Genomic DNA, 21,004 nt, shown 5'->3' with positions numbered 1-21,004 from the left:
GTCAGAACATTTTGGGGTCCCGGTCCGACAGCGACACGAGGCGGCAGCAGGCAGCGTCACCACCAGGCCCCGTATTCCGTATGCTGGCACCGTCGGCTACCGAGCTGCGCCCGACACGACCGACCGCCACAAGGTGCTCCATGCCTACCACGCCTACTGCACACGCCACACCTGCCGAGGCGCCCGCCGAGCCTCGCGCCGACGCCGCCTTCGCCCTCGACGTCACCATCGACCGCACGATACGCACCCCCCTGCACGTCCAGATATCCGAGCCTCTGGCGACACTCATCCTCGACGGCACCCTGCCCCCCGGGACGCGGCTGGAGGACGAGCTGTCCATGGCCCGGCGTCTGCAGGTCTCCCGGCCGACCGCCCGCCAGGCTCTCCAGCACCTGGTTGACCGCGGGCTGCTCACCCGGCGCCGCGGCGTGGGTACCGTCGTCGCCCCGCCCCACGTCCACCGCCCGATGGAGCTGACCAGCCTCCTGGCAGACCTGTCGGCAGCCGGGCACACCCCCTCCACCACACTCCTCGACTACGACGAGCACCCCGCCTCCCCCGAGGAGGCAGACAGGCTGGAGACCCAGGAGGGCCGCCCCGTCGTCACCTTCACGCGCATCCGGGCCGCCGACGACGAGCCCGTCGCCATCATGCACAACCTCGTGCCGGCCGCAGTCGCCCCGGCGCGCGAGGACCTGGAGACCTCAGGGCTCTACGAGCTCCTGCGCACCAGCGGGGTCGTCCCCACGACGGCCCGGCAGGTCATTGGCGCCCGCAACGCCACCACGAAGGAGGCCGAGCTCCTCCACGAGCGCAGGCGGGCAGCGCTGCTGACTGCCACCAGGACCACCTACGACCAGACCGGCCGGGTCGTCGAGTTCGGGAACCACATCTACAGGGCCTCCCGCTACTCCTTCGAGACCACCCTGTTCGCGGGCTGAGGCCGTCGGTGGGGCAGCCCGGCAAACGGCAGGACGACGGCACCCTAGCCCCGGCACCCGGCCCCGGGACCAGCCCCCTGAGGCCACCCCCTGAGGCCACAGCCGCCCTCCCGGACCGCCCGCCCCCTGGCGCCCGGAGGCGGCCAGAAACCAACACGACGCCACCTATGTCAGGACAAACCGTTGACAGATCTCGCGTCATCTTCTTCAATAGGGCCATCGGCCCGCGGCCGCAAGGACGCTGACCGCAGACCACCCCGACCAGAGAGCACAGACAGATGAGTATCGACTACACCCCCGGACCGCTCCTCGACGCCGTACGCAGCACGCCCACAGCACTGTGGAACGACTCCGCCGATCCCGACGAGCTGCGGCAGTCGATCGCCTTCGGCGGCGTCGGCGCCACCTGCAACCCCACCATCGCCTACACCTGCATCAACCAGCGCAAGGACGTGTGGCTGCCCCGCATCGCCGAGCTCGCCGAGGAGATGCCCGAGGCCACCGAGGCCCAGATCGGCTGGCAGGTGGTCCGCGAGCTGAGCCTGCAGGCCGCCCAGCTGCTGGAGCCAGCCTTCGAGGAGCACAACGGGCGCAACGGGCGCTTGTCCATGCAGACCGACCCCCGCCTGGCACGCAGCGCCACCGCGCTGGCCGACCAGGCCGAGGAGTTCTCCAACCTGGCCAGGAACATCATCGTCAAGATCCCAGCCACCTCGGTGGGCGTCACGGCCATTGAGGAGGCGACCTACCGCGGGGTCTCCGTCAACGTCACCGTGTCCTTCTCCGTCCCCCAGGCCGTGGCGACCGGCGAGGCCATCGAGCGTGGCCTCAGGCGCCGTGAGGCCGAGGGCAAGGACGTCTCCACCATGGGCCCGGTCGTGACCCTCATGGTGGGCCGTCTGGACGACTGGATCAAGATCGTCGCCAAGCGGGACAAGCTGTTCCTCGACCCCGGCCACCTGGAGTGGGCCGGGATCGCCGCCTTCAAGCGGGCCTACCAGGAGTTCCGCGAGCGCGGCCTGCGCGCCCGCCCCCTGTCCGCCGCCTTCCGCAACGTCATGCACTGGTCAGAGCTCCTTGGCGGCGACATCGTGATCTCCCCGCCTTTCGCCTGGCAGCAGCTGATCAACAACTCCGGCTACACGGTTGAGCCCCGCATTGACGTGCCTGTGGCCCCGGAGATCATGAGGACGCTCATGGGCATCCCTGACTTCGTGCGCGCCTACGAGCCTGACGGCATGACACCGGAGGAGTTCGACACCTACGGCGCCACCGTGCGCACCCTGCGGGGCTTCCTGCAGGCCGACGCCGACCTGGACTCCCTGGTGCGTGACGTCATCATGCCCCAGCCCTGAGCAGTCCCGGGCAGGACCTCACGACATACTCACCCAACATCACCACGACACACGCACCAGACAGTCACAACACAAGGAGCAAGGATGCTCAGTATCGCCGTCATCGGCGCCGGCCGTATCGGCCAGGTCCACGCCAGGACCATCGCCTCCCACCCTCAGGCCAGGCTGGCCCTGGTCTGTGACCCCGTGCAGGACGCCGCCACCACGCTGGCCCAGACCTACGGAGCCAGGTCCTGCCAGGACGTGGAGGAGGTCTTTGCCGACCCCCAGGTCGACGCCGTCATCATCGGCTCCCCCACGCCCCTGCACATCCCGCACCTCCTGGCTGCGGCCAGGGCGGGCAAGGCCGTGCTGTGCGAGAAGCCCATTGCCTTGGACATGAAGGATGTCGACGCCGCCCGTACCGAGCTGGACGCCGTCGGCGTCCCAGTCATGTTCGGGTTCAACCGCCGCTTCGACCCCAGCTTCGCCGCCGCCCGCGCCGCCGTGCAGGAGGGCCGGGTCGGAGCGCTGGAGCAGCTGACCATCATCAGCCGCGACCCGGCCGCCCCGCCGGTGGACTACATCAAGGTCTCCGGGGGGATCTTCCGCGACATGACCATCCACGACTTTGACACCGCCCGGTTCTTCCTGGGGGACATCGTCGAGGTCCACGCCGTGGGACAGCACCTGGACCAGGAGGTCGCACAGACAGGGGACTTCGACGCCGCGGTCGTGACCCTCAGGGCCGCCTCCGGAGCCGTGGCCACGATTATCAACAACCGCCACTGCGCCTCCGGCTACGACCAGCGCCTGGAGGCCTCCGGACGCGAGGGCACCCTGTTCGCAGAGAACATCCGTGCCACCACCGTGCGCCTGTCCAACGCCGAGGTGACCGACGCCCAGGAGCCCTACCTGGACTTCTTCCTGGAGCGCTACGCCGACGCCTACCGCCTGGAGCTGTCGGCCTTCATCGAGACGGTCGAGGCGGGCACCGCCCCTCCGACCTCCATCGCCGACGCTGTGGAGGCCCTGCGCCTGGCCGAGGCGGCCACGGAGTCGGCCACGACCGGGCAGCCGGTGCGGCTGGGCTAGGCCGCCCCGGCCAGGCTCAGCCCCCGCCTCGGGGTCACGCCCGTGGGCGGGGGCTGCTGTCCGCAGGCGCTTCCGCAGGCGCTGTCGTGTCGCGCACAACCAGGGCGGGGGTGACGCGGTAGGTGCTCCCGCCCCGGGCGCGGTCCTCACGCACCACATCGGGCGGCACCTGGGGCGGCCGCTCAGGGTGGACGCGCGCCAGCAGGGCGCTGACCGCCACCTCGGCCAGGACCACGGCGTCCTGGCGCACCGTGGTCAGGGAGAAGGAGGAGGCAGCCGTCACCGGGATGTCGTCGTACCCGGTGACTGCTACCTCCTGGGGCACCCTGACACCGTGACGGCGCAGCTCCATAAGCGCCCCGACGGCGCAGTGGTCGTTGAAGCACATGACAGCCTCGGGAAGCCGCCCCTCGCCCAGGAGGGCGTGCGCCGCCCGGGCACCGTCCTCCTCGCTGGCGCCACCGGGCAGGACCCGGGTCTCCTCGCCCAGGCCGCTGCGGCCCATGGCAGCGACGTAGGCCTGGGAACGCCTCCTGGCAGCCGTCTCCCCCGCCCCGTCCACGTAGACGATGCGCTGCCGCCCCGAGCCCACCAGGTGGTCCACCAGGCAGGCCACACCGAGGTCGTCACGGGAGACGACCTCGTCGGCACCGGCCAGGTCCGTCGTGGTGCACATGACGACGGCCGGGATGCGGCCGACCGCCTGGGCCAGTGAGGAGCCGGGCACGCCGGGGTCAACGAGCACCAGGCCCTCGCAGCGTTCCGACCGCAGGCCGTGCAGGCCCTCAACGACGTCGCGGTGCGGGGTCGAGGCGGCCAGCACCAAGGAGTGCCCCAGGTCGGAGCAAGCCCGGTAGAGACCGTCCACCACCAGTCCCTGGAAGGCCTGCCCCACGGTGAAGCTGGCACCGACAAGACCTGTGTGGTGACGCCGCAGCAGGCGAGCCCGCGGGTCCGCCTCGTAGCCGAGCTCTTCGGCCACCCGGAGGATCTCTGCCCGGGTCGCTGCCGCCACTCCCGGGGCGCCGTTGAGGGCCGCCGAGACCGTGGAGATGGAGCGACCCGCACGTGCGGCCACGGTGGCGATCGTGGCCCGGCCGTCCCGCCCTCGACGCATGCGCGCCTCCTCCCGCCCGCTGATGCCTGCTGCCCGCCCGCCGTTGACCTCCGCCTCAGCAGTTGTCGGCCCCTGCCAGGGCCTCCACAAGCCGAGACGGTGACACCCAGCGTGCCGGAGCAGCGCCCACGAGGACGCCATGAAGATACAAGGCATACAGGTTAAGACATATAAGTTGCTGTCGCTGTTCCACCTGGGATGCAGTGGCGCGAGCCTGGCTGGCCCAGATTTTGCCTGTACGGAGACCACGCAGGTGACGTGGAATGGTGCGAGCCTGGCTTGCGCGCCCGATTCCAGGTCAGTTGGCGAGGCTCACGCCTTTGCCGACGCTCGCCAGCCCACCGCGACCACTACCACCCCACCTCGCACGACTCCCACTGAGTTAGAACTACTCGCAAAGCAACTAGGAGCGCCACCCCTGAGAAAGCGCCCCCCGAGAACCTGACGAACTACACAGGAAAAACCTCTCTCGCAAGATCGGTACCACCGGCGAGGCGTGCCCCACAGGAGCAACGGGCTGGTGCGAGGACCGAGACCGCCCAGACCGCCTGACCAGAGAGTCGCGAGCAGCGCCGCCACCACGGCCACCCGAGAAGCCCAGACTTCCCTGCCAGGGAGAGCCAACCAGAGACAGTCCGCGCGAGACAGAGCTCCACGGCGGCTGCGTGGCCCGCAGGTCCCTGCGGCTGCGGACAGCACGTGCGGGGCAGGGCATCACGTCCTCAAGGCCACCCGCCTCCTCATACGCACGACACACCCAGCCCAGGAGGACCTGGTCACCGCCGTCGGTCAACGGCCTCCTCATACGCCAACACACCCGCTTGTCAAGACAAAGTCCCTCTGGTAGCGTCCAGTTCACGATGTTGCTGACACGCGTCCTTGCAGTCGCGACAGCACTGGAGCCCGGTACGGCCGCAGGGGTGCAGCCTGCACCGTGGTGACCGTATACCGGCTCCGTCGCAGCATCGCCGCACGTCGTTGCGCACCAGTGCATCACCCCGCCCCGACAAGGCCGTCGGAAAGGACACAGGACCACGCATGACTACCAAGAAGACCCTGGGCGTCGGTGTCATCTCGCTGGGCTGGATGGGCCGCCTCCACGCCCGCAGCTACCGCTCCGTCTCCGAGCACTTCCCTGAGCTGGGGGCCGCTCCCCGGCTGGTTGCCGTCGCCGACCCGGTGGAGGAGATACGTGGCGCGGCTGTGGATGACCTCGGGTTCGACCGCTCCTACGCCGACTACCGCGAGCTCCTGGCCGACCCCGAGGTGGAGGCGGTCTCCATCTGCTCCCCCAACTACCTGCACCACGAGATGGCCCTGGCCGCCATCGAGGCTGGCAAGCCCTTCTGGATCGAGAAGCCGATGGGTGTCAGTGCCGCCCAGTCGCGCTCGATCGCCCAAGCAGCCCAGGACGCGGGACTGGTCACCGCCGTCGGCTTCAACTACCGCCACACCCCGGCCATCGAGTACCTGCGCACACTGGTGCGCAACGGAGACCTGGGACGTATCACCAACGTGCGCGTGTGGTTCATCGCCGACTACAGCTCCTCCCCGCTCAGCCCCCTGACCTGGCGCACCTCCCGTGAGAAGGCCGGCGCCGGCGTTGTGCCCGACCTTATGAGCCACGGGGCCGACCTGGCCCAGTACCTCGTGGGCCGGATCACCTCCGTGTCCGCCCTGACCGACACCTTCATCACCGAGCGCCCCATCCCTACCAAGACGGGAGTCGGGCACTCCGGCTTCGAGATCGGGGAGGAGACCGGCCCGGTGGGCAACGAGGACTACGTGGCCATGCTGGTGCGCTTCGACGGTGGCGCGGTCGGGACCATGGAGTCCTCTCGGGTCAGCGTGGGCCCGCGGGCCGAGTACGTCATCGAGGTCTACGGCACCCAGGGATCGGCCCGGTGGAACTTCGAGCGCCTCAACGAGCTCCAGGTCTGCCCCGTCCAGGACGGCGGCGCCACCCACGGCTACACCCGGGCGATGGCCGGGCCGCAGTGGGGCCAGTGGCAGCGCTTCCAGCCTGCCATCGGGACCTCCATGGGCTTTGACGACATGAAGGTGATCGAGGCTGCTCAGTTCATCGACTCGATCCTGCGTGGCGAGCAGCTCGCACCCTCAGCCGCCGACGCCTGGTGCGCTGCTGAGGTTGACGAGGCGGTCGTCGCCTCGGCCGCAGACGGCCGGTGGCACGACGTGCCTCGCGTCACTGGACCCACTACCTTCGACCGCTGAGCCCCGGGCTCCGGCCAGGCTCACCAGGCAGGAGCCTGGCGCTGCCACACGGCCCCACCCCCTCAGCGAGGCTCCGGCGCCACGTACGGCCACCGCGTCCCGGCGCCCCGCCCCGGCACTGAAACCACATCAACCCAGCCCTCACCGACCGGAACTGTTCCACGACCCAGAGGAGACACGCTCATGGCCTTCCGCCTTGACCCCGACACCGCCATCAAGGACCCGCACGGCATCACCTGGGGCATGCACCCTATCAGCTGGCGCAACGACGACATCCCTGAGGTCGGCGCCTTCAACACCCTGGAGGACATGTTGCTGGACCTGGCCGACACCGGCTACGCGGGCACCGAGTGCGCCGGGTTCTTCCCACCCAAGGAAGAGGTCAAGGCCGCCGTGGAGGCCAGGGGCCTCAGGATCGCCGCCCAGTGGTTCTCCTCCTTCATCCTGCGTGACGGCGTAGACGCCGTCGTGCCCGACTTCGAGGCCACCTGCTCCTACCTGGAGTACCTGGGGGCCACCCGCGTGGTGGTCTCGGAGCAGACCGGCTCCGTCCAGGGGCAGCGCGACGTCTGCATCTTCACCAACAAGCCGGTGCTCACCGAGGAGGAGTGGCCCCTCCTGGCCGCAGGGCTGAACCGGCTGGGCGAGGTGGCTCACGCCCACGGCCTGGAGCTGGTCTACCACCACCACCTGGGCACGGTCATCCAGACCAAGGAGGAGACGACCCGCCTCATGGAGCTGACTGACCCCTCGAAGGTCTCCCTCCTGTTCGACACCGGTCACGCCTTTGTGGGCGACGGTGACGTCATGGGGCTGCTGCGCGCCACCATCGACCGCGTCAAGCACGTCCACTTCAAGGACGTGCGGCCCGACAAGATGGAGGAGTCGCGCGCCGCGCAGCGCTCCTTCCTGGACTCCTTCCTGGCAGGCATGTTCACCGTCCCCGGCGACGGCACCATCGACTTCACCGAGCCGTACTCCTTCCTGGTGGACCACGGCTACTCCGGCTGGATCCTGGTGGAGGCCGAGCAGGACCCGGCCCTGGCCAACCCCCTGGAGTACGCCCGCAAGGCCCGCGCCTACATCGACGGCACGCTCCTGGCTGGCTGAGCCGCCCAGGCAACAGAAACGTCATAGGACACCGTGGCACCGTGTTGTCCTATGACGTTTCTGTTGTCGTCAGCAGCCTGAGCAAAGCCGGGCCCGTGCTACCGGCACCGTACGACCCAGGGCAGGAGAAGGGAGCCTGGCTGCCATGACAGATGATGCCAGGACGCTGCGTGTGGCAGCAGGACCCTGACGTCCATCACCGCAGCGCTTAGCCCACGCCTGTCGTGACCGACAGCTGACTCCAGCCACCATACCTCGGTGCCCACCAGATGCGTTACGCCGTAATATCCCTATGCCGTAAGCCAGCCAAATAGCCAACAACAAGCAGCGTCGCCGCGTACAGTGTAAGAACCCCCAGGCCACCAGCCCAGCTCAGGCCGGCCTGAACCATCTCCGAGGTGTTTCCTGCGGCCAGGTCCGTCGGCCACACCGCCGACCAGTTCGCACCACCAGGAAGAAACTGCCCAACCTGCTGGAGGCTCTCAGACTCGTTGCACATCGCGGTCACCGTCGGCTCAACGAGTATCGCGAAGACAAACACCGTGGCTATCGCAGCGACCTGGTTGCGGACAAGCATCCCCAGACCTACGCCGATGAGAGTCCAAAGCAGAAATACTGCCACTGTCCGCAGGGACATGAGCCAGTAGGTCGCCTCGCCCAGCGCCGTGTCCTCTCCGACAAGGGTGAGGACACCGGCAATAATCGCGACTGCGCCAAAGACCGTCACCACCGCGACCACCAGGGACACCCACAGGCCCGCCACCGCCTGGTTGACGTACATCCGCAGCCTTGAGGACCCGTAGAACACAAGCCGGGCCACCGTACGGTGCCGGAACATCTGGGTGGAGACAAGGACTCCGACAAGGAAAGGGAGAACATATCCCGACCGACCCACGTAGGAGTACACGTAGCCTATAGCGACGGCCGCCGTCTGGTCCGCCCCATACCCCCGAGCCACGTTGGACGTAACCAGACCCACTAGGACCCACAAGAAGGCTCCGATCACCAGTGAGGTAAGAATAATGGCGCGATCCCGGGCCACACCGCCGAGCTGGGACAGGAACTCATTCATGGCTGGAGACCCCCGTGCTCCTGAGACCGTGTGAACGGATAAGGTGGTAGACAAGGTCTAGTCCCGGTCGGCCGAGCCTGGACACGGATACGCTGTACCCACTCTCAGCAGCCGCTTTACGAGCCGCATCAAGCTGCTCGACCCGCACGGCGAGCTCATCTTGGCCGGCTTGCAGGACGTCCACGCCACGACTAGTCAGGTACTCGGCGAGCTCGAAGCCATTGGCCCCGCTCAGCGTCACATAGCGGTCAGTGGCTGCTTCGACAATTTTATCGTACGGACCGGCCCACTCGACAGCCCCGTCGAGCAGGAAGACCGAGTCGTCGATAAGACCTTCTGCCTCATTGAGAGCATGGGAGGAAAGCAGTACCGCCCGCCCCTCAGAGGCCATTCGGCGCACTACCCGGCGCAGCCACACGATACCGTCAGGGTCCAGGCCGTTGGTCGGCTCGTCCAGGAGGACCACGTCGGCGTCCACCAGCAGCACCTCAGCGATGGACAACCGTCGGCGCATACCTTGCGAGTACCTCCCGATGCGACGACGTGCAGCCTTCACCAGGTCCGCCTCCTCCAGCACTTCATCGACACGAGAAGACGGACGGCCGAACCGTCGAGCGACGGTACGCAGGTGTTCCCGGCCCGTAAGGAAGGGGTTGTGGCCAAAGGAGTCCAGGAGGACAGCCATCGGCTCGCGCCGACTTCGGCGCGAGCCGGGGTCCCGGACGACGGCGCCCGAGTCAGGGCGCACCAGCCCCGCCAGGATCGACAGCGTCGTCGTCTTTCCAGAGCCGTTGGGGCCGAAGAACCCCTGGATGCGACCACCTCGGACCTCAATGTCCACATCAGTGAGCCGGAAGCCTCTGTACCTCTTCGTCAGGCCTGTAGCCCTGAGGCAGGGTACTTTAGGCACGTCCCGGCGGCCGGGCGCAGACTGATGCACTGAGACCGCATACGACGGAGACACGCGGGGCGTTGATCTTCGATTCATAACTCTTTCTCCTTTCAGTGACCTCACCAGTCAGTCGGGGGAGCGGACTCAGGGGGCGGATCAGCACCCCAGGCCATCTGGGAGCGGACAAACTCGGCATAGCCGGGACAGGACAGGAGCAGTTCCTCATGCGGTCCGAGCGCAGCCACACGCCCGTCAACAAGGAAGAGAATACGGTCGGCGTGGACGACTGTAGACAGGCGATGCGCGATAACGATGCGAGTCGCATCCAGAGTAGAAAGAGCGTCATAGACCACCGCCTCCGCAGGACCGTCCAGGCTCGAAGTCGCCTCGTCAAAGATAACGAATGCAGGTCGCCCGGCCACTGCTCGGGCAATAGCCAGACGCTGGAGCTGCCCTCCAGACAGCCCCTGGCCAGACTCGCCCAGCGGCGTGTCCAGGCCCAAAGGCATTCGTGACACGTCCTCATCCAGGGCGGCAGCCTTCAAGGCCCGGACGATATCGGCGTCGCTCACCCACTGTCGACCAGCACGAACATTGGCACGAATAGACCCGGCAGAACCGGTCGCCCCCTGGGTGACGATCCCTGTCTGGCGGCGCATCGATCGCAGATCAATCTCCTCCAACGGATGCTTACCGAGACGGACTTGACCGCACACGGGGTCGATAAGGCCCAGGCACAGGCGCGAGAGGGTTGACTTTCCCGATCCTGACGGCCCTACGACGGCAAGAAGCTCCCCGGGCCGGATCGTCAGGTTGACGTCCGACAGGACCTTCTGGCCATTATTGGAGTAGGAGTAGGAGACGTTCTCCAGAACAAGCGCCTGTGACAGGTCAGCAGGAACACCGTCGGGGTGGGTGTCCTCCTGCTCCTCGTCGACAAGGTCGTGCAGGCGATTGAGGTGCACCCGGACTGTCTGAATGACCTGGAGATTCATTCCAATCTGCTGAACTGGGGTCAGTGCCGCCGATCCCAGGGAGTTGGCAGCCTCCATGTTGCCCAGAATGTCAACCATGACGGACTGGGCCCGAGACATCTCGTTGACCTCCTGGTCCGCAAGGACCTTGGCTCGTGGACCATACATGAGGATAGAAATCACCTGTACGGAGGCAATAGCGGCCAGAACGACGAGAAGCACGTGCGACCAGGTTCCTATAAGTGCAGAGTACACGATCAGGAAGACAAGGTCGACAACTATTGGGAGAATGCGCCCGGACAATGTACTACCGCCACTGCCCCTAAGTACCTACGAACGCCCGGCCGTGACGTGCTGGAGGACAAGGACGACGGCAGACACAAGCGCCACGACTCCTCCGACCCCAAGCAGCAGCGGGCTGCCGGTGACTGCGATATCGACGAGGATGACGAGCACACCGACGAGCATCGTGGTAAGCCACGGCCCCTTCCTGCCCTTCATAAGGACCTACCTCTCTCTCCACCCGCACGACCGTCGTCCAGGCACCCTTGATCCTGCGCCCGGCCAGGTAGGACCACCACAGCCGAAAGTAGGGTTGGGGACCGTACTAAAGTACAGCCTTCTCTCAGTGACATCCTCACTGCCTATGCAGCCCTGCTCTGTGGAGGTGACGACTCGGCAGACCCCTCGGCCCCGACGGGGCACCGCAGGGTCGTACGGCAGGGGCTCAGTGCACGTCGGGCACCAGTCCGCACTCGAAGGCGGTGACGACAATGTGCACCCTTGAGGAGCAGTCCATCTTCCTCATGATGGAGGAGACGTACGACTTGACTGTTGACTCCGAGAGCCTGAGCTGTCTGGCAATGCTGCGGTTGGAATCAGCGCGACACAATAGCTCGAGAACTTCCCGCTCCCGGTCGGACAGCCCGAAGTCGCGCGCCCTCTTCTGGTGCTGCGGTAGCAGCCTGTTCAGGATGCGTGCGCTCACGACCGGAGAGACAGGCACTCCCCCGTCAAGGACAGAGCGGACAGCAGCGCGAATCTCCTCCGGGGAGGAGTCCTTGAGAAGATACCCTCGTGCGCCCCCGGACAGAAGACGGTAGACAACACCCTTGTCATTCTCCTCGTCATCGAGGGAGGCCATGAACAGAACCCGCACCCGGGGGTGCTCCGTCTTGATCCTGGTCAGCGCGCTCGGACCATCCATAATGGGCATATGCACGTCCATAAGGACCACGTCAACGTGATACACATGAAGGTAGTCCAGGGCCTCTGAGCCGTTGGACACGTCAGCAGCTACCTCAACACCACCAACACTGTCAAGGTGTGCCCTCAGTCCGTCACGGATTAAGGGCTCATCGTCAACGATAAGGACACGCGCTGGATCACAGGTAGTCATGGACACTCCCGACCGACTCCTAGACTTTGTGTGGCTAACTTCCACCGTCCTATCAGGCGCGCGGCGTCCGGGCACCCGCAGAACCGCTCAGGTGGCGGCACAGTCACGAGCAATCCGATCCAGACGGCCACGCCCCTGGCCGCTCTTGTCACCCACCGACAGAATCGCCCAGCCGGGTGACTTCTCCCGCGCTGTAGCGCAACGCCTAACGACTCAGCCCATAGAGCCCCCCGGCAGCAGCCGGACCTACGCAACGGATACAATATCATATCAATCCAACGGCCAGCGTTCCTGGCGGGAGCACAGCGATTACACCTATGTCTCCCACCGAAGGTCGCCACCCGAGGATCCAGGAACAGCCTTCACAAACGGGAAGATCCAGCACTTCTCACCGGTTTCTGTCACGCAACCTCCAAGCGACCAGCCGGGCACGGGCCACAGACCGGAGCCCCCACAGACACAGGGAGCAGTACGGGCTGGCTGTCGGCAGCAACCAGGCCCTGTAGCCTGGCCAGGGTCTGTGCGCTGCGGCGTGCCGGACAGTCCAGGCCCGTCCCGAGCAGGGGCACGGACAGGAGGAGCCTTATGACCACGAACGCACGGGTGGTGACCCAGAGCGACGTCGCCCGTGCCGCCGGGGTCTCGCGGAGTCTGGTCTCCCTGGCGCTGAGCGGCTCCCCCAAGGTCGCCCCTGATACCCGCGAGCGCATCCACCGGGTCGCCGCCGACCTCGGTTACCGCGTCAACGTCGCCGCCGCCTCCCTGGCCCGACGCCGCTCCAGCATCGTCGGGGTGGTCCTGCCCAACCTGCGCAACGCCTTCTTCGAGCGCCTGGCCCGCTGCCTGGGGGAAGCGGCCTCGGCCCGGGGCCTCACCCTGTTCCTCACGGTCGGTGCCGAGAGGCCCGCAGTGCTCCACCAGGCTATCGAGTCGCTGCTGGGTGTACGGGTCCTAGGCATCATCCTGGTCTCACCCTGGCTTGCTGACGAGGACCTGCTGGCTATTGCCGAAGAGGTCCCCACCTGCCTGGTGGGGCGCAGGAGCCCCGGCGGAAGGGTCGACGCCGTCCACGTGGACGAGCCCGCCGCCGCCCGGCTCGTCGTGAACCACCTGGTGGCACGCGGAGCGCAGACCATCGCCTACATCGGCCCCAGCACTACCGACGAGGCCTCCCGCAGGGAGCGAGAGCAGGCGATGACGCAGGCGGTCTCGCGCACCAGGGCGGCTGCTGACGTCTACGAGTGTGACCAGGACGCCGGACCGGCGGTCCGTGCCGCCCTGGCGGACCACCCAGAGCCCCTGGGACTGGTCATGCACAACGACGGCTACGCGATCGACGCGGTCCCCGTCCTGCGGGAGGCCTCCCGCCGCAACAGCGCCTCTGTCCTCCTGGTCTCCTACGACAACACCTACCTGGCTGAGCGCGAGGAGTTCTCCCTGACCAGCGTCAGCCAGTCCGAGGAGCGCATGGCCACTCAGGCCGTGGAGCTGGTCTGCGAGCGGGCTGAGGTCACCACGGGCGACACCGCGCGCACGGTGGTCCTGCCTCCCACGCTGGTGGAACGCGCCTCCTCCCTGGGGCGGGACACCTGAGACCGACAGCGGGGTCGGCTCCGGTTGGCCCAGACACGTAGGCAAGCCGCCCCTGGTCAGCTGGTAGCATCGCGGGAACCCGCGCGTAGCTGCGTCACAGGAGCAAAAGACGGCTGATGCTCACCCGCTTCGAGGTCTCCGGCCTCAAGAACCTTCCCGACGTCTCCGTGGAGCTGGGCCCCTTCACCTGTGTGGCAGGCCCGAACTCCGTGGGGAAGTCCAACCTGTTCGACGCCATCGAGCTGCTGTCCCTGCTGAGCACCCACTCCTTCCTTGAGGCCTGCGCCCTGGTTCGCCCCACCACGCAGCAGCGCAGCAACATCGGTACCCTTTTCTCCGCTGACGTCCTCGACGCCAGAAGGACCTCAGGCCCACGTCCGAGATGATTCCCCCTCACATCGGTGGACGAGTTCGGTCCGAAGGTCGCACCCTCACGTACCTTCCAGCGTCCCTGTTCCGCCAGTGCCTCCAGGACGGGCGAGGGCAGGCAGGAGTGCAGCAAGAGGACGGAGCGGCAGCCCCCGTCATGGACCAGGTACGCGACAGCCTCGAATCCGACGAGGACATCCTGTGCGCCGTCGAGAAGACGCTGCCAGAGCCTGGCGGGAGCCTACGGCGAAGCATCAGGTTTCACCCGCTGCCGGGTTCCTGGCGCGCACAGGACTGGCAGCAGGGTGAGGCCGCCCGACCGGTGTCTCGGGGCAAGGCCGCCCGACCGGTGTCTCGGGGCAAGGCCGCCCGACCGGTGTCTCGGGGTGAGGCCGCCACCTTCCTGGAGAACCCCGCAGGCTGGGACGGCGATGACTGACTGGCAGTGCTGCCTAGTGCACGAGGACTCCTCTGACGCTGCTCTCGCCACGGTTCTTGACTCACTCGCCACCACTCCAGCGACACGGTAAGACAGTAAACGTGTGAAGTATTGTTAGCGGGTCCCTCGGCATCCGCGCGCCTCCCATGTGCATTCGAGGGCTCGACGCACATGGGAGCCGTCCGCCGTTATCTTCCCGATCGCAGAAACGTTGGTGTTCCGCCACTTTGAGTGAAGGACCGAGGACCTGAGCGTGCAATGGGGCACCGCAGCAGCGCCACGCCACCCTTTCCGCACACGCAGGCTCCGGGGATCACTACCAACGCGGAGACGTCCGCCTACGGCAGGCCCCGCACCCAGGCCCCGGGAGCCGTTCCGGGCTGGCCCCAGACCCAGCCCCACGCACCGCCACCGTCCGGCAGGCCCGGAGGTACCGGCTACTGTCCAGCGCCGACAGGCCAGGAGCGAGCCACCGCCCAGCAGGCCCGGAGCCGCCACACCTCAGCCCCTCCGACTCTCTTTGTCCTGACTAACCCGCTCGTCACCCTTGACACCCGCCGTCGTCGGCCCCATACTGGGACCACGAGTTCACGCGCGTGAACTCAGCACTCAAGCCAGTCAACGAGGACAGAAGGTCTACCCATGAGCAACAGCCCCCTCTCCGTCGCCGTCATCGGTGCCGGCATGGCCGGCACCACCCATGCCAACGCCTGGCGCCAGGTTGGCACCGTCTTCGACCTGGGCCTGCCCCAGGTCCACCTGGCCACCATCGCCGACGCCTACCTTCCCTTCGCCCAGGACGCCGCCGAGCGCTACGGCTACGAGCGTGCCGTGGACGACTGGCGCCAGGTGGCCGAGGACCCCAACATCGACATCGTGTCCATCGTGGTGGGCAACGCCGCGCACCGTGAGATAGCCGAGGCCATGATCAGGGCGGGCAAGCACGTCCTGTGCGAGAAGCCCCTGGCCGACACCCTCGACTCCGCCAAGGCCATGGCGCAAGCGGAGAAGGAAGCCGGGGTGGTCACCGCCGTCGGCTTCACCTTCCGTCGCAACGCCGCCGTCGCTGAGCTGGCCACGCTCGTCGCGCAGGGCCACCTGGGCGAGGTCAACCACTTCGACGGGCGCTACTGGTGCGACTACGGCGCGGACCCGGCCACCCCCATGGCCTGGCGCTACAAGGGCGCCATGGGCACCGGCGCCCTGGGCGACGTCGGCAGCCACCTCATCGACACCGCCGAGCTGATCTGCGGACCCCTGGTCTCCGTGTCCGGCGCTGCCATGATGACCTCCATCAAGGAGCGCCCTGTCGCCAAGGGCCACGTCACCCGCGGCACCGCCCTGGACACCTCGGACTCCGAGAGCATCGTCTACGAGCCGGTGGAGAACGACGACGTCGCCACCTTCACCGCGCACTTCGCCAGCGGGGCCGTGGGCACCTTCTCCTGCTCCCGCGTGGCCTGGGGGCTGCCCAACTCCCTTATGGTGGACGTGCTGGGCACCAAGGGACGGGCCTCCTGGGACCTGGCCCGCTGCGGTGAGATCAAGATCGACGACGTCAACTCCCCCGCTGGCCTGGGCGGCGCCCGCCGCGTGCTGGTCAACCCCGACTTCCCCTACTTCGCCCGCGGCTCCTCCATGGCCGTCGGGGGTGTGGGGCTGACCCAGATCGAGCAGTTCACCTACCAGGCCCATGCCTTCCTCCAGCAGGTCGCCGGAGTCACCGACCCCGGCAAGGGCGCCCTGCCTCCGTGCGCCACCTTCGCCGACGGTTACCGGGAGATGCTCATCGCCGACGCCGTGGCCCGCTCGGCCGAGCAGGGCGGTGCCGCGATCGACGTCTCCGACCTGGGCTGAGACTGCGACCAGCCGCCACGACCAGCTGACTGACGGGCTCTACGAGCCACCTCCGTGCACGTCGGCAGCCGTCACGCCCCCGCTGCCGGCCGTCGGGCCGACAGCACCGACCACCGGCAGGACAGCCAGCAAAGCAAGCACCAACAACAAGCACCAACAAGGAGAACAGCCACATGGCACTCACCTACGGCGCCTACACCGCCTGCCTGCACGACCGCCCCCTGGGCGCGGCCCTCGACACCCTCAAGGAGGTTGGCCTGACCGGAGCGGAGGTCAACGCCGGAGGGTTCATCCCCTCCCCGCACTGCCCTGTCGACGCCCTCCTGGCCTCCCAGGCCGCCCGTGAGGACTACCTGGGGATCTTCGAGGAGCGGGGCATGAGGCTGTCCGGCCTCAACACCTCCGGCAACCCGACCTCACCGCTTCCTCACGAGGGTCTCAAGCACGCCCACGACGTGCGCCAGACCATCGAGCTGGCGGGACTGCTCGGGGTCAAGGAGATCGTCACCATGTCGGGCACACCCGGGACCGACCCCACGGCCACGTACCCCACCTGGGTGGTCAACCCGTGGAACGGCGTCGACATGGAGGTCCTCGACTACCAGTGGAGCGTGGTAGCCCCCTTCTTCAAGGAGGTCGACGCCCTGGCCCGCGACAACGACGTCCAGGTCTGCCTGGAGCTCCACCCACGCAACCTGGTCTTCAACGTCCCCACCTTCGAGCGGCTGGTCGAGGAGACTGGGGCCACGAACATCAAGGTCAACATGGACCCCTCCCACCTGTTCTGGCAGCAGATGGACCCCATCGCCGCCACCAGGAGGCTGGGCAGCCTCGTGGGCCACGTCCACGCCAAGGACACCAAAGTGTTCCCCGGGGCCGCCTACCGTGGCGTGCTGGACACGGACTTCGGTCACGTGCCTGCTGACGCCGAGGGCAAGGTACCCACCGCCTACGGCTACTGGTGCAACGCCTGGCCCAGCGACCCAGCCTGGCGCTTTGTCGCCCTCGGACTGGGGCACGACGCCGACTACTGGGCGCAGTTCCTGGCGGCCATCGCCGAGGTGGACCCGCAGATGAACGTCAACATCGAGCACGAGGACGCCGAGTACGGCAACGTCGAGGGCCTCCAGATCTCGGCAAGGAACCTCCTGGAGGCCGCCTCCCGGCTGTGAGGTGTCCGGGCGTGGGGCAGACCCGCCGCACGCCCACGCCCGGACACTCGGCCCGGACACCAAGAACGTCATAGGACAACACGATGCCTTGTTATCCTATGACGTTCTTGGCGCCGGGGACGACCAGGACCATGCACCCTTAGCATCTTGTCCGTGCCCACCCTTGCCCTCTCCGCCATGCCGCCCCCAGCGCTACCTCTGCCCGACCTCAGCCCCCTGTCCTGGACCGCGCTTGTCCTGGCAGCCGCGCTGGCCGGGGTCGCCAAGACCGTGCTGCCCGGCGCGGCCGCCATTGCTGTCGCCCTGTGCGCCGCGCTGCTGCCCGCCAGGGAGTCCACCGGGGCGATGCTGCTCATGCTCATGACCGGCGACCTTGTCGCGGTGTGGAGCTATCGCAGGGACGCGGACGTGCGCATGCTCCTGCGCCTGGTACCCGCTGTCCTGGCGGGTGTGGCGGCCGGGGCGGTCTTCCTGCGCCTGGCCACTGACAGCTCCACCCGCCGCGTCATCGGTGCCGTCCTGCTGCTCCTCATCGCCGTGACCCTGGTGCAGCGCTACCGCCAACGCGCTGCGGCGCCCCTGAGCACCCGTGGCGCCGCTGACTCAGCCAGCGCCCGCCTGGTCTACGGCACCCTGGCCGGGTTCACCACCATGGTCGCCAACGCGGGCGGACCGGTTACCTCCATGTACTTCCTGGCCTGCCGCTACCCGGTCAAGGCCTTCCTGGGAACGACGGCCTGGTTCTTCTTCGTGGTCAACCTGGTCAAGCTGCCGTTCTCCGTGTCCATCGGCCTGGTCAACCCCACAACCGTGTCCCTGGCCGCAGTCACCGCCCCCGTCGTCGTGGTCGTGGCCCTCGCGGGGCGCAGGCTTGCCGAGCGCATGGACCAGCGCGTCTTCGAGCCCCTGGTCATCACCCTGACCGTCGTGTCTGCCCTGCCGCTGCTGCTGTGAGGACCCCCGCCGCCGGGCCTGGTGACAGGACACACATCAAGCCCTGCCCCCTATCCGTCACGATAATTTCTCCGTTACTGTTAGTCACGGGTCGGCCCGTCGCCGTTACGGCCGCTGCCACCCTCTCTGTCCGGTCCCACCACCTGCAGGAGCGCCCCCGTGCCGACTGATCACGTGCCTGACGGCTTCACGTGGCCGACTGACCCTACTGTCGAGGCCCTCGGCGGCGCCATCGCCGCTGCCCGCAACCTGGAGATCACCATCGCCCCCATTCCTGAGAGGATGCGGCACCACGAGATCAGCGGCATGACAGTCGTGGTCGGCAGCACCGCCCATGTCTTCCACGACGTCGGCCTGTCACCCCTGAACCGGGAGCAGACGCTTCTCCACGAGTACGCCCACATCCTCCACGGCGATGTCAGGGCCGACACCAGCGGCACCCACTTGCGCAGCGTGTTCGACGACCTCACGGAGAGACGGGCCGAGACGACAGGGATGCGGCTGCTCAGGGAGCTCCACCGTCGGCAGGAGGCTCTTGGCCGACCACGCCCCTGCGAGGTCATCACCTTCCTCTCCGCCTCCAGCACCCATAGCAGGCTGTCATGACCTCCTTCCTTGCCATCACCGTCACGGCAGGACTGGTCGTGATCACCTCAACCCTGTACAAGGGGCAGCAACGTGCCCGGCTGCTGCGGGTCGCCGCTGCCGCCCTGTGCCTGGCCGTGCTGTGCCGCGAGCTCGAGTCCGTCACCGACGGCCCCGCAACTGACCTGGTCAAGCGTCTCGCCATCCTGACGGCCCAGGTCTCCACCGTGCTCCTGGTCCTGACCTTCCGCTCACCCCCCGTCTCACGGCGCCTCACGCGGACAGTCTGCCTGTGCGCGAGCGGTGTCGCTGCTGGTGAGACGGTGCTCGTGTGGTTCATCCCGCTGCACGCCGACGGCAGTGTGCTCCACCGCTCAGAGATCGGCGAGGCCTCAGCCCAGGGGCAGGCGTGGCCGCTTGCCGCCTACCACACGCTCTACCTGGGCGCCTTCGCGCTGTCAGCAGTCGTCGTCGCCGTCGGCTGCTGGCAGGCCGTGGCCCGCGGGAAGCTCCCTCTGCCCACCAGGTTCTCTGTCGGCTGCATCCTTGTCGGCGCCCTCGGCTCGATCCTCTTCGTCTGCTCCTCGATCGCGGACATGCTCGCCCGCCCCGTCCTCGGAGGATCCGGGGCCAGGAGCTACCTCCTGGTCGCCGTGGTCGTCCTCTTCCTGGTCGGGCTGACCTCGGGTCTTGCCCACCGCCTCGTCTCACGAGCACGCAAGGACCTCTCTCTACGCCTGGCCAGCGCCGTCATCCGGCCCCTGTGGACGACGACGACGGCCCTCCACCCCGGTGTCAGGCTCCCGGCTGAGGAGCAGCGCGACTTCAGCAGGATCATGACGTTGTACAGGCTCACGGTCGAGACGCACGACGCCCTCAGGCTCATCCGCGAGGACCCGGACCCAGCCCTGAGGCACGTGCACGAGCAGTACCCGCACGACCCCTACCTGTCCGCCGGACTGGTGCGCCACCTCAGCGGAGACTCGGCTGTCCCTCCCCTGGGGCGAGCGACTCTGGCCCTGACCCGGCTGCCTACCCTCAGCCTGGCCGAGGACGAGACACTGTCAGCCTCCCTGCACAGCCTCTACGAGATACGTCTCGCCGTCGATGCCACCAGGCGCCACGGAGTCGGCCCGTGGTGACGGCTGCCGCAGGAGCCCCGGCCGGGAGGCCGGGGCCGGGGCTGGAGGCTCCCCGTGAGACGCCACAGGATGCTCCTCGGTCTGAGGACCGGGCCACGCGGGTTGCTCGACTGCTCAGCGACGTGGTCTCCCCGGCTGTGTCCGTGTCCCTGATCTGCGTCCTGTGCGGTGTCGCGGGCCACCCTCAGCCCCTGGCCGGCCTGGGGTGGGCGGTCCTCCTCAGCGGTTTCTGTGCCGCAGTGCCTGTGTCCACCATCCACGTCGCCGTACGCAGCAACCACCTCAGCGACCGCCACGTCACCCGGCGTGAGCAGCGCTGGTGGGTGCTCCTCGTGTGCACGGGCTCCGTGCTGTGCGGCACCGCTGTGGCGCGAGGCGCAGGCGCACCGCCTCTCCTCATCTGGATCCTTCTCACCATGGTGGCAGGGCTCGCCCTGACCGGGGCCGTCACGCTCGCCGGCACCAAGGTGTCGATGCACGCGTTCTGCCTCACGGCTGCCATCCTCGCCGCAGCGCTGGTTGTCTCCCCCTGGTGGCTGCTCGCGCTCCTGCCCCTGCTGCCAGCGGTCGCCTTCGCCCGCCTGCGGCTGCGCCACCACACGCCTGGCGAGATCACCCTGGGTATGGTGCTGGCTGTCGCCGTCATGCTGACGGCCCGCCTGCTCATGCCCCCCACCGCCTAGTCTGGCGCCGCCTGGTCCGGGCTACGGACCTCCCAGAGCCC

20 protein-coding genes are annotated in these 21,004 nt (G+C 67.7%); 14 read left to right on the top strand and 6 right to left on the bottom strand.

Features of this window, described 5'->3' with window-relative positions:
* The first annotated feature begins 140 nt into the window (after positions 1–140).
* The 3 genes from CWS50_RS02850 (at position 141) to iolG (ending at position 3,370) form a co-directional block, all read left to right on the top strand.
* On the top strand, positions 141–941 hold the full coding sequence (locus CWS50_RS02850) for a GntR family transcriptional regulator (RefSeq protein ID WP_127841587.1): 801 nt from the start codon (positions 141–143) through the stop codon (positions 939–941).
* A 278-nt stretch (positions 942–1,219) separates the two neighbouring features.
* On the top strand, positions 1,220–2,296 hold the full coding sequence (locus CWS50_RS02845) for a transaldolase family protein (RefSeq protein WP_127841586.1): 1,077 nt from the start codon (positions 1,220–1,222) through the stop codon (positions 2,294–2,296).
* Between the two features lie 84 nt (positions 2,297–2,380).
* Positions 2,381–3,370, top strand: a complete 990-nt coding sequence (gene iolG / locus CWS50_RS02840) for an inositol 2-dehydrogenase (RefSeq protein ID WP_127841585.1) — start codon at positions 2,381–2,383, stop codon at positions 3,368–3,370.
* Positions 3,371–3,404: 34 nt separating this feature from the next.
* Here iolG and CWS50_RS02835 read toward each other — a convergent pair whose 3' ends face one another.
* Positions 3,405–4,577: a LacI family DNA-binding transcriptional regulator gene (locus tag CWS50_RS02835; RefSeq protein WP_371854923.1), complete on the bottom strand. Its 1,173-nt coding sequence runs from the start codon at positions 4,575–4,577 to the stop codon at positions 3,405–3,407.
* Positions 4,578–5,525: 948 nt separating this feature from the next.
* Between CWS50_RS02835 and CWS50_RS02830 the strand changes: the two genes are divergently transcribed.
* Together CWS50_RS02830 and iolE are read left to right on the top strand one after the other, a co-directional pair.
* Positions 5,526–6,722, top strand: a complete 1,197-nt coding sequence (locus CWS50_RS02830) for a Gfo/Idh/MocA family protein (RefSeq protein WP_127841584.1) — start codon at positions 5,526–5,528, stop codon at positions 6,720–6,722.
* Positions 6,723–6,905: 183 nt separating this feature from the next.
* On the top strand, positions 6,906–7,832 hold the full coding sequence (gene iolE, locus CWS50_RS02825; RefSeq protein ID WP_127841583.1) for a myo-inosose-2 dehydratase: 927 nt from the start codon (positions 6,906–6,908) through the stop codon (positions 7,830–7,832).
* Positions 7,833–8,106: 274 nt separating this feature from the next.
* Here iolE and CWS50_RS02820 read toward each other — a convergent pair whose 3' ends face one another.
* The 5 genes from CWS50_RS02820 to CWS50_RS02805 form a co-directional block, all read right to left on the bottom strand.
* Positions 8,107–8,904 carry a hypothetical protein gene (locus CWS50_RS02820; RefSeq protein WP_127841582.1) on the bottom strand — a complete coding sequence of 266 codons (798 nt, stop codon included), beginning with the start codon at positions 8,902–8,904 and terminating at the stop codon, positions 8,107–8,109.
* The gene (locus tag CWS50_RS02815) at positions 8,897–9,745 is read right to left on the bottom strand and encodes an ABC transporter ATP-binding protein (protein ID WP_164860056.1); all 849 of its coding nucleotides are present in this window, start codon (positions 9,743–9,745) and stop codon (positions 8,897–8,899) included. Before CWS50_RS02815 ends, CWS50_RS02820 begins: the two co-directional genes overlap by 8 nt.
* 170 nt (positions 9,746–9,915) lie before the next feature.
* Positions 9,916–10,992 (bottom strand): ATP-binding cassette domain-containing protein, encoded by a 1,077-nt coding sequence (locus CWS50_RS02810; RefSeq protein WP_127841580.1) that lies wholly within the window; start codon positions 10,990–10,992, stop codon positions 9,916–9,918.
* A 108-nt stretch (positions 10,993–11,100) separates the two neighbouring features.
* Positions 11,101–11,271, bottom strand: a complete 171-nt coding sequence (locus CWS50_RS12875; RefSeq protein WP_164860055.1) for a hypothetical protein — start codon at positions 11,269–11,271, stop codon at positions 11,101–11,103.
* Between the two features lie 226 nt (positions 11,272–11,497).
* On the bottom strand, positions 11,498–12,169 hold the full coding sequence (locus CWS50_RS02805) for a response regulator (RefSeq protein WP_127841579.1): 672 nt from the start codon (positions 12,167–12,169) through the stop codon (positions 11,498–11,500).
* A gap of 585 nt (positions 12,170–12,754) precedes the next feature.
* On the opposite strand from CWS50_RS02805, the gene CWS50_RS02800 reads away from it, so the two are divergent.
* The 9 genes from CWS50_RS02800 (at position 12,755) to CWS50_RS02760 (ending at position 20,963) form a co-directional block, all read left to right on the top strand.
* On the top strand, positions 12,755–13,762 hold the full coding sequence (locus CWS50_RS02800; protein ID WP_127841578.1) for a LacI family DNA-binding transcriptional regulator: 1,008 nt from the start codon (positions 12,755–12,757) through the stop codon (positions 13,760–13,762).
* A 116-nt stretch (positions 13,763–13,878) separates the two neighbouring features.
* Positions 13,879–14,148, top strand: coding sequence for an AAA family ATPase (locus CWS50_RS02795; RefSeq protein WP_127841577.1), 270 nt, complete (start codon positions 13,879–13,881; stop codon positions 14,146–14,148).
* A gap of 140 nt (positions 14,149–14,288) precedes the next feature.
* Positions 14,289–14,570, top strand: coding sequence for a hypothetical protein (locus tag CWS50_RS13160; protein WP_127841576.1), 282 nt, complete (start codon positions 14,289–14,291; stop codon positions 14,568–14,570).
* Between the two features lie 642 nt (positions 14,571–15,212).
* The gene (locus CWS50_RS02785; RefSeq protein ID WP_127841575.1) at positions 15,213–16,427 is read left to right on the top strand and encodes a Gfo/Idh/MocA family protein; all 1,215 of its coding nucleotides are present in this window, start codon (positions 15,213–15,215) and stop codon (positions 16,425–16,427) included.
* Positions 16,428–16,600: 173 nt separating this feature from the next.
* Positions 16,601–17,599, top strand: a complete 999-nt coding sequence (locus CWS50_RS02780) for a sugar phosphate isomerase/epimerase family protein (RefSeq protein ID WP_127841574.1) — start codon at positions 16,601–16,603, stop codon at positions 17,597–17,599.
* 177 nt (positions 17,600–17,776) lie between these two features.
* On the top strand, positions 17,777–18,553 hold the full coding sequence (locus CWS50_RS02775) for a sulfite exporter TauE/SafE family protein (RefSeq protein ID WP_127843184.1): 777 nt from the start codon (positions 17,777–17,779) through the stop codon (positions 18,551–18,553).
* Between the two features lie 159 nt (positions 18,554–18,712).
* Entirely contained in the window at positions 18,713–19,159 is a 447-nt protein-coding gene (locus CWS50_RS02770; RefSeq protein WP_127841573.1) for a hypothetical protein, read from the top strand.
* Complete coding sequence (locus CWS50_RS02765) at positions 19,156–20,280, top strand: hypothetical protein (RefSeq protein WP_127841572.1); 1,125 nt, start codon at positions 19,156–19,158, stop codon at positions 20,278–20,280. Before CWS50_RS02770 ends, CWS50_RS02765 begins: the two co-directional genes overlap by 4 nt.
* Entirely contained in the window at positions 20,274–20,963 is a 690-nt protein-coding gene (locus CWS50_RS02760) for a hypothetical protein (RefSeq protein ID WP_127841571.1), read from the top strand. Before CWS50_RS02765 ends, CWS50_RS02760 begins: the two co-directional genes overlap by 7 nt.
* The last annotated feature ends 41 nt before the right edge of the window (positions 20,964–21,004 follow it).

The organism is Actinomyces wuliandei, from assembly GCF_004010955.1.
In the GTDB taxonomy this organism is placed as follows: Bacteria; Actinomycetota; Actinomycetes; order Actinomycetales; family Actinomycetaceae; genus Actinomyces; species Actinomyces wuliandei.
This window is presented reverse-complemented; position numbering and strand designations above follow the sequence as displayed.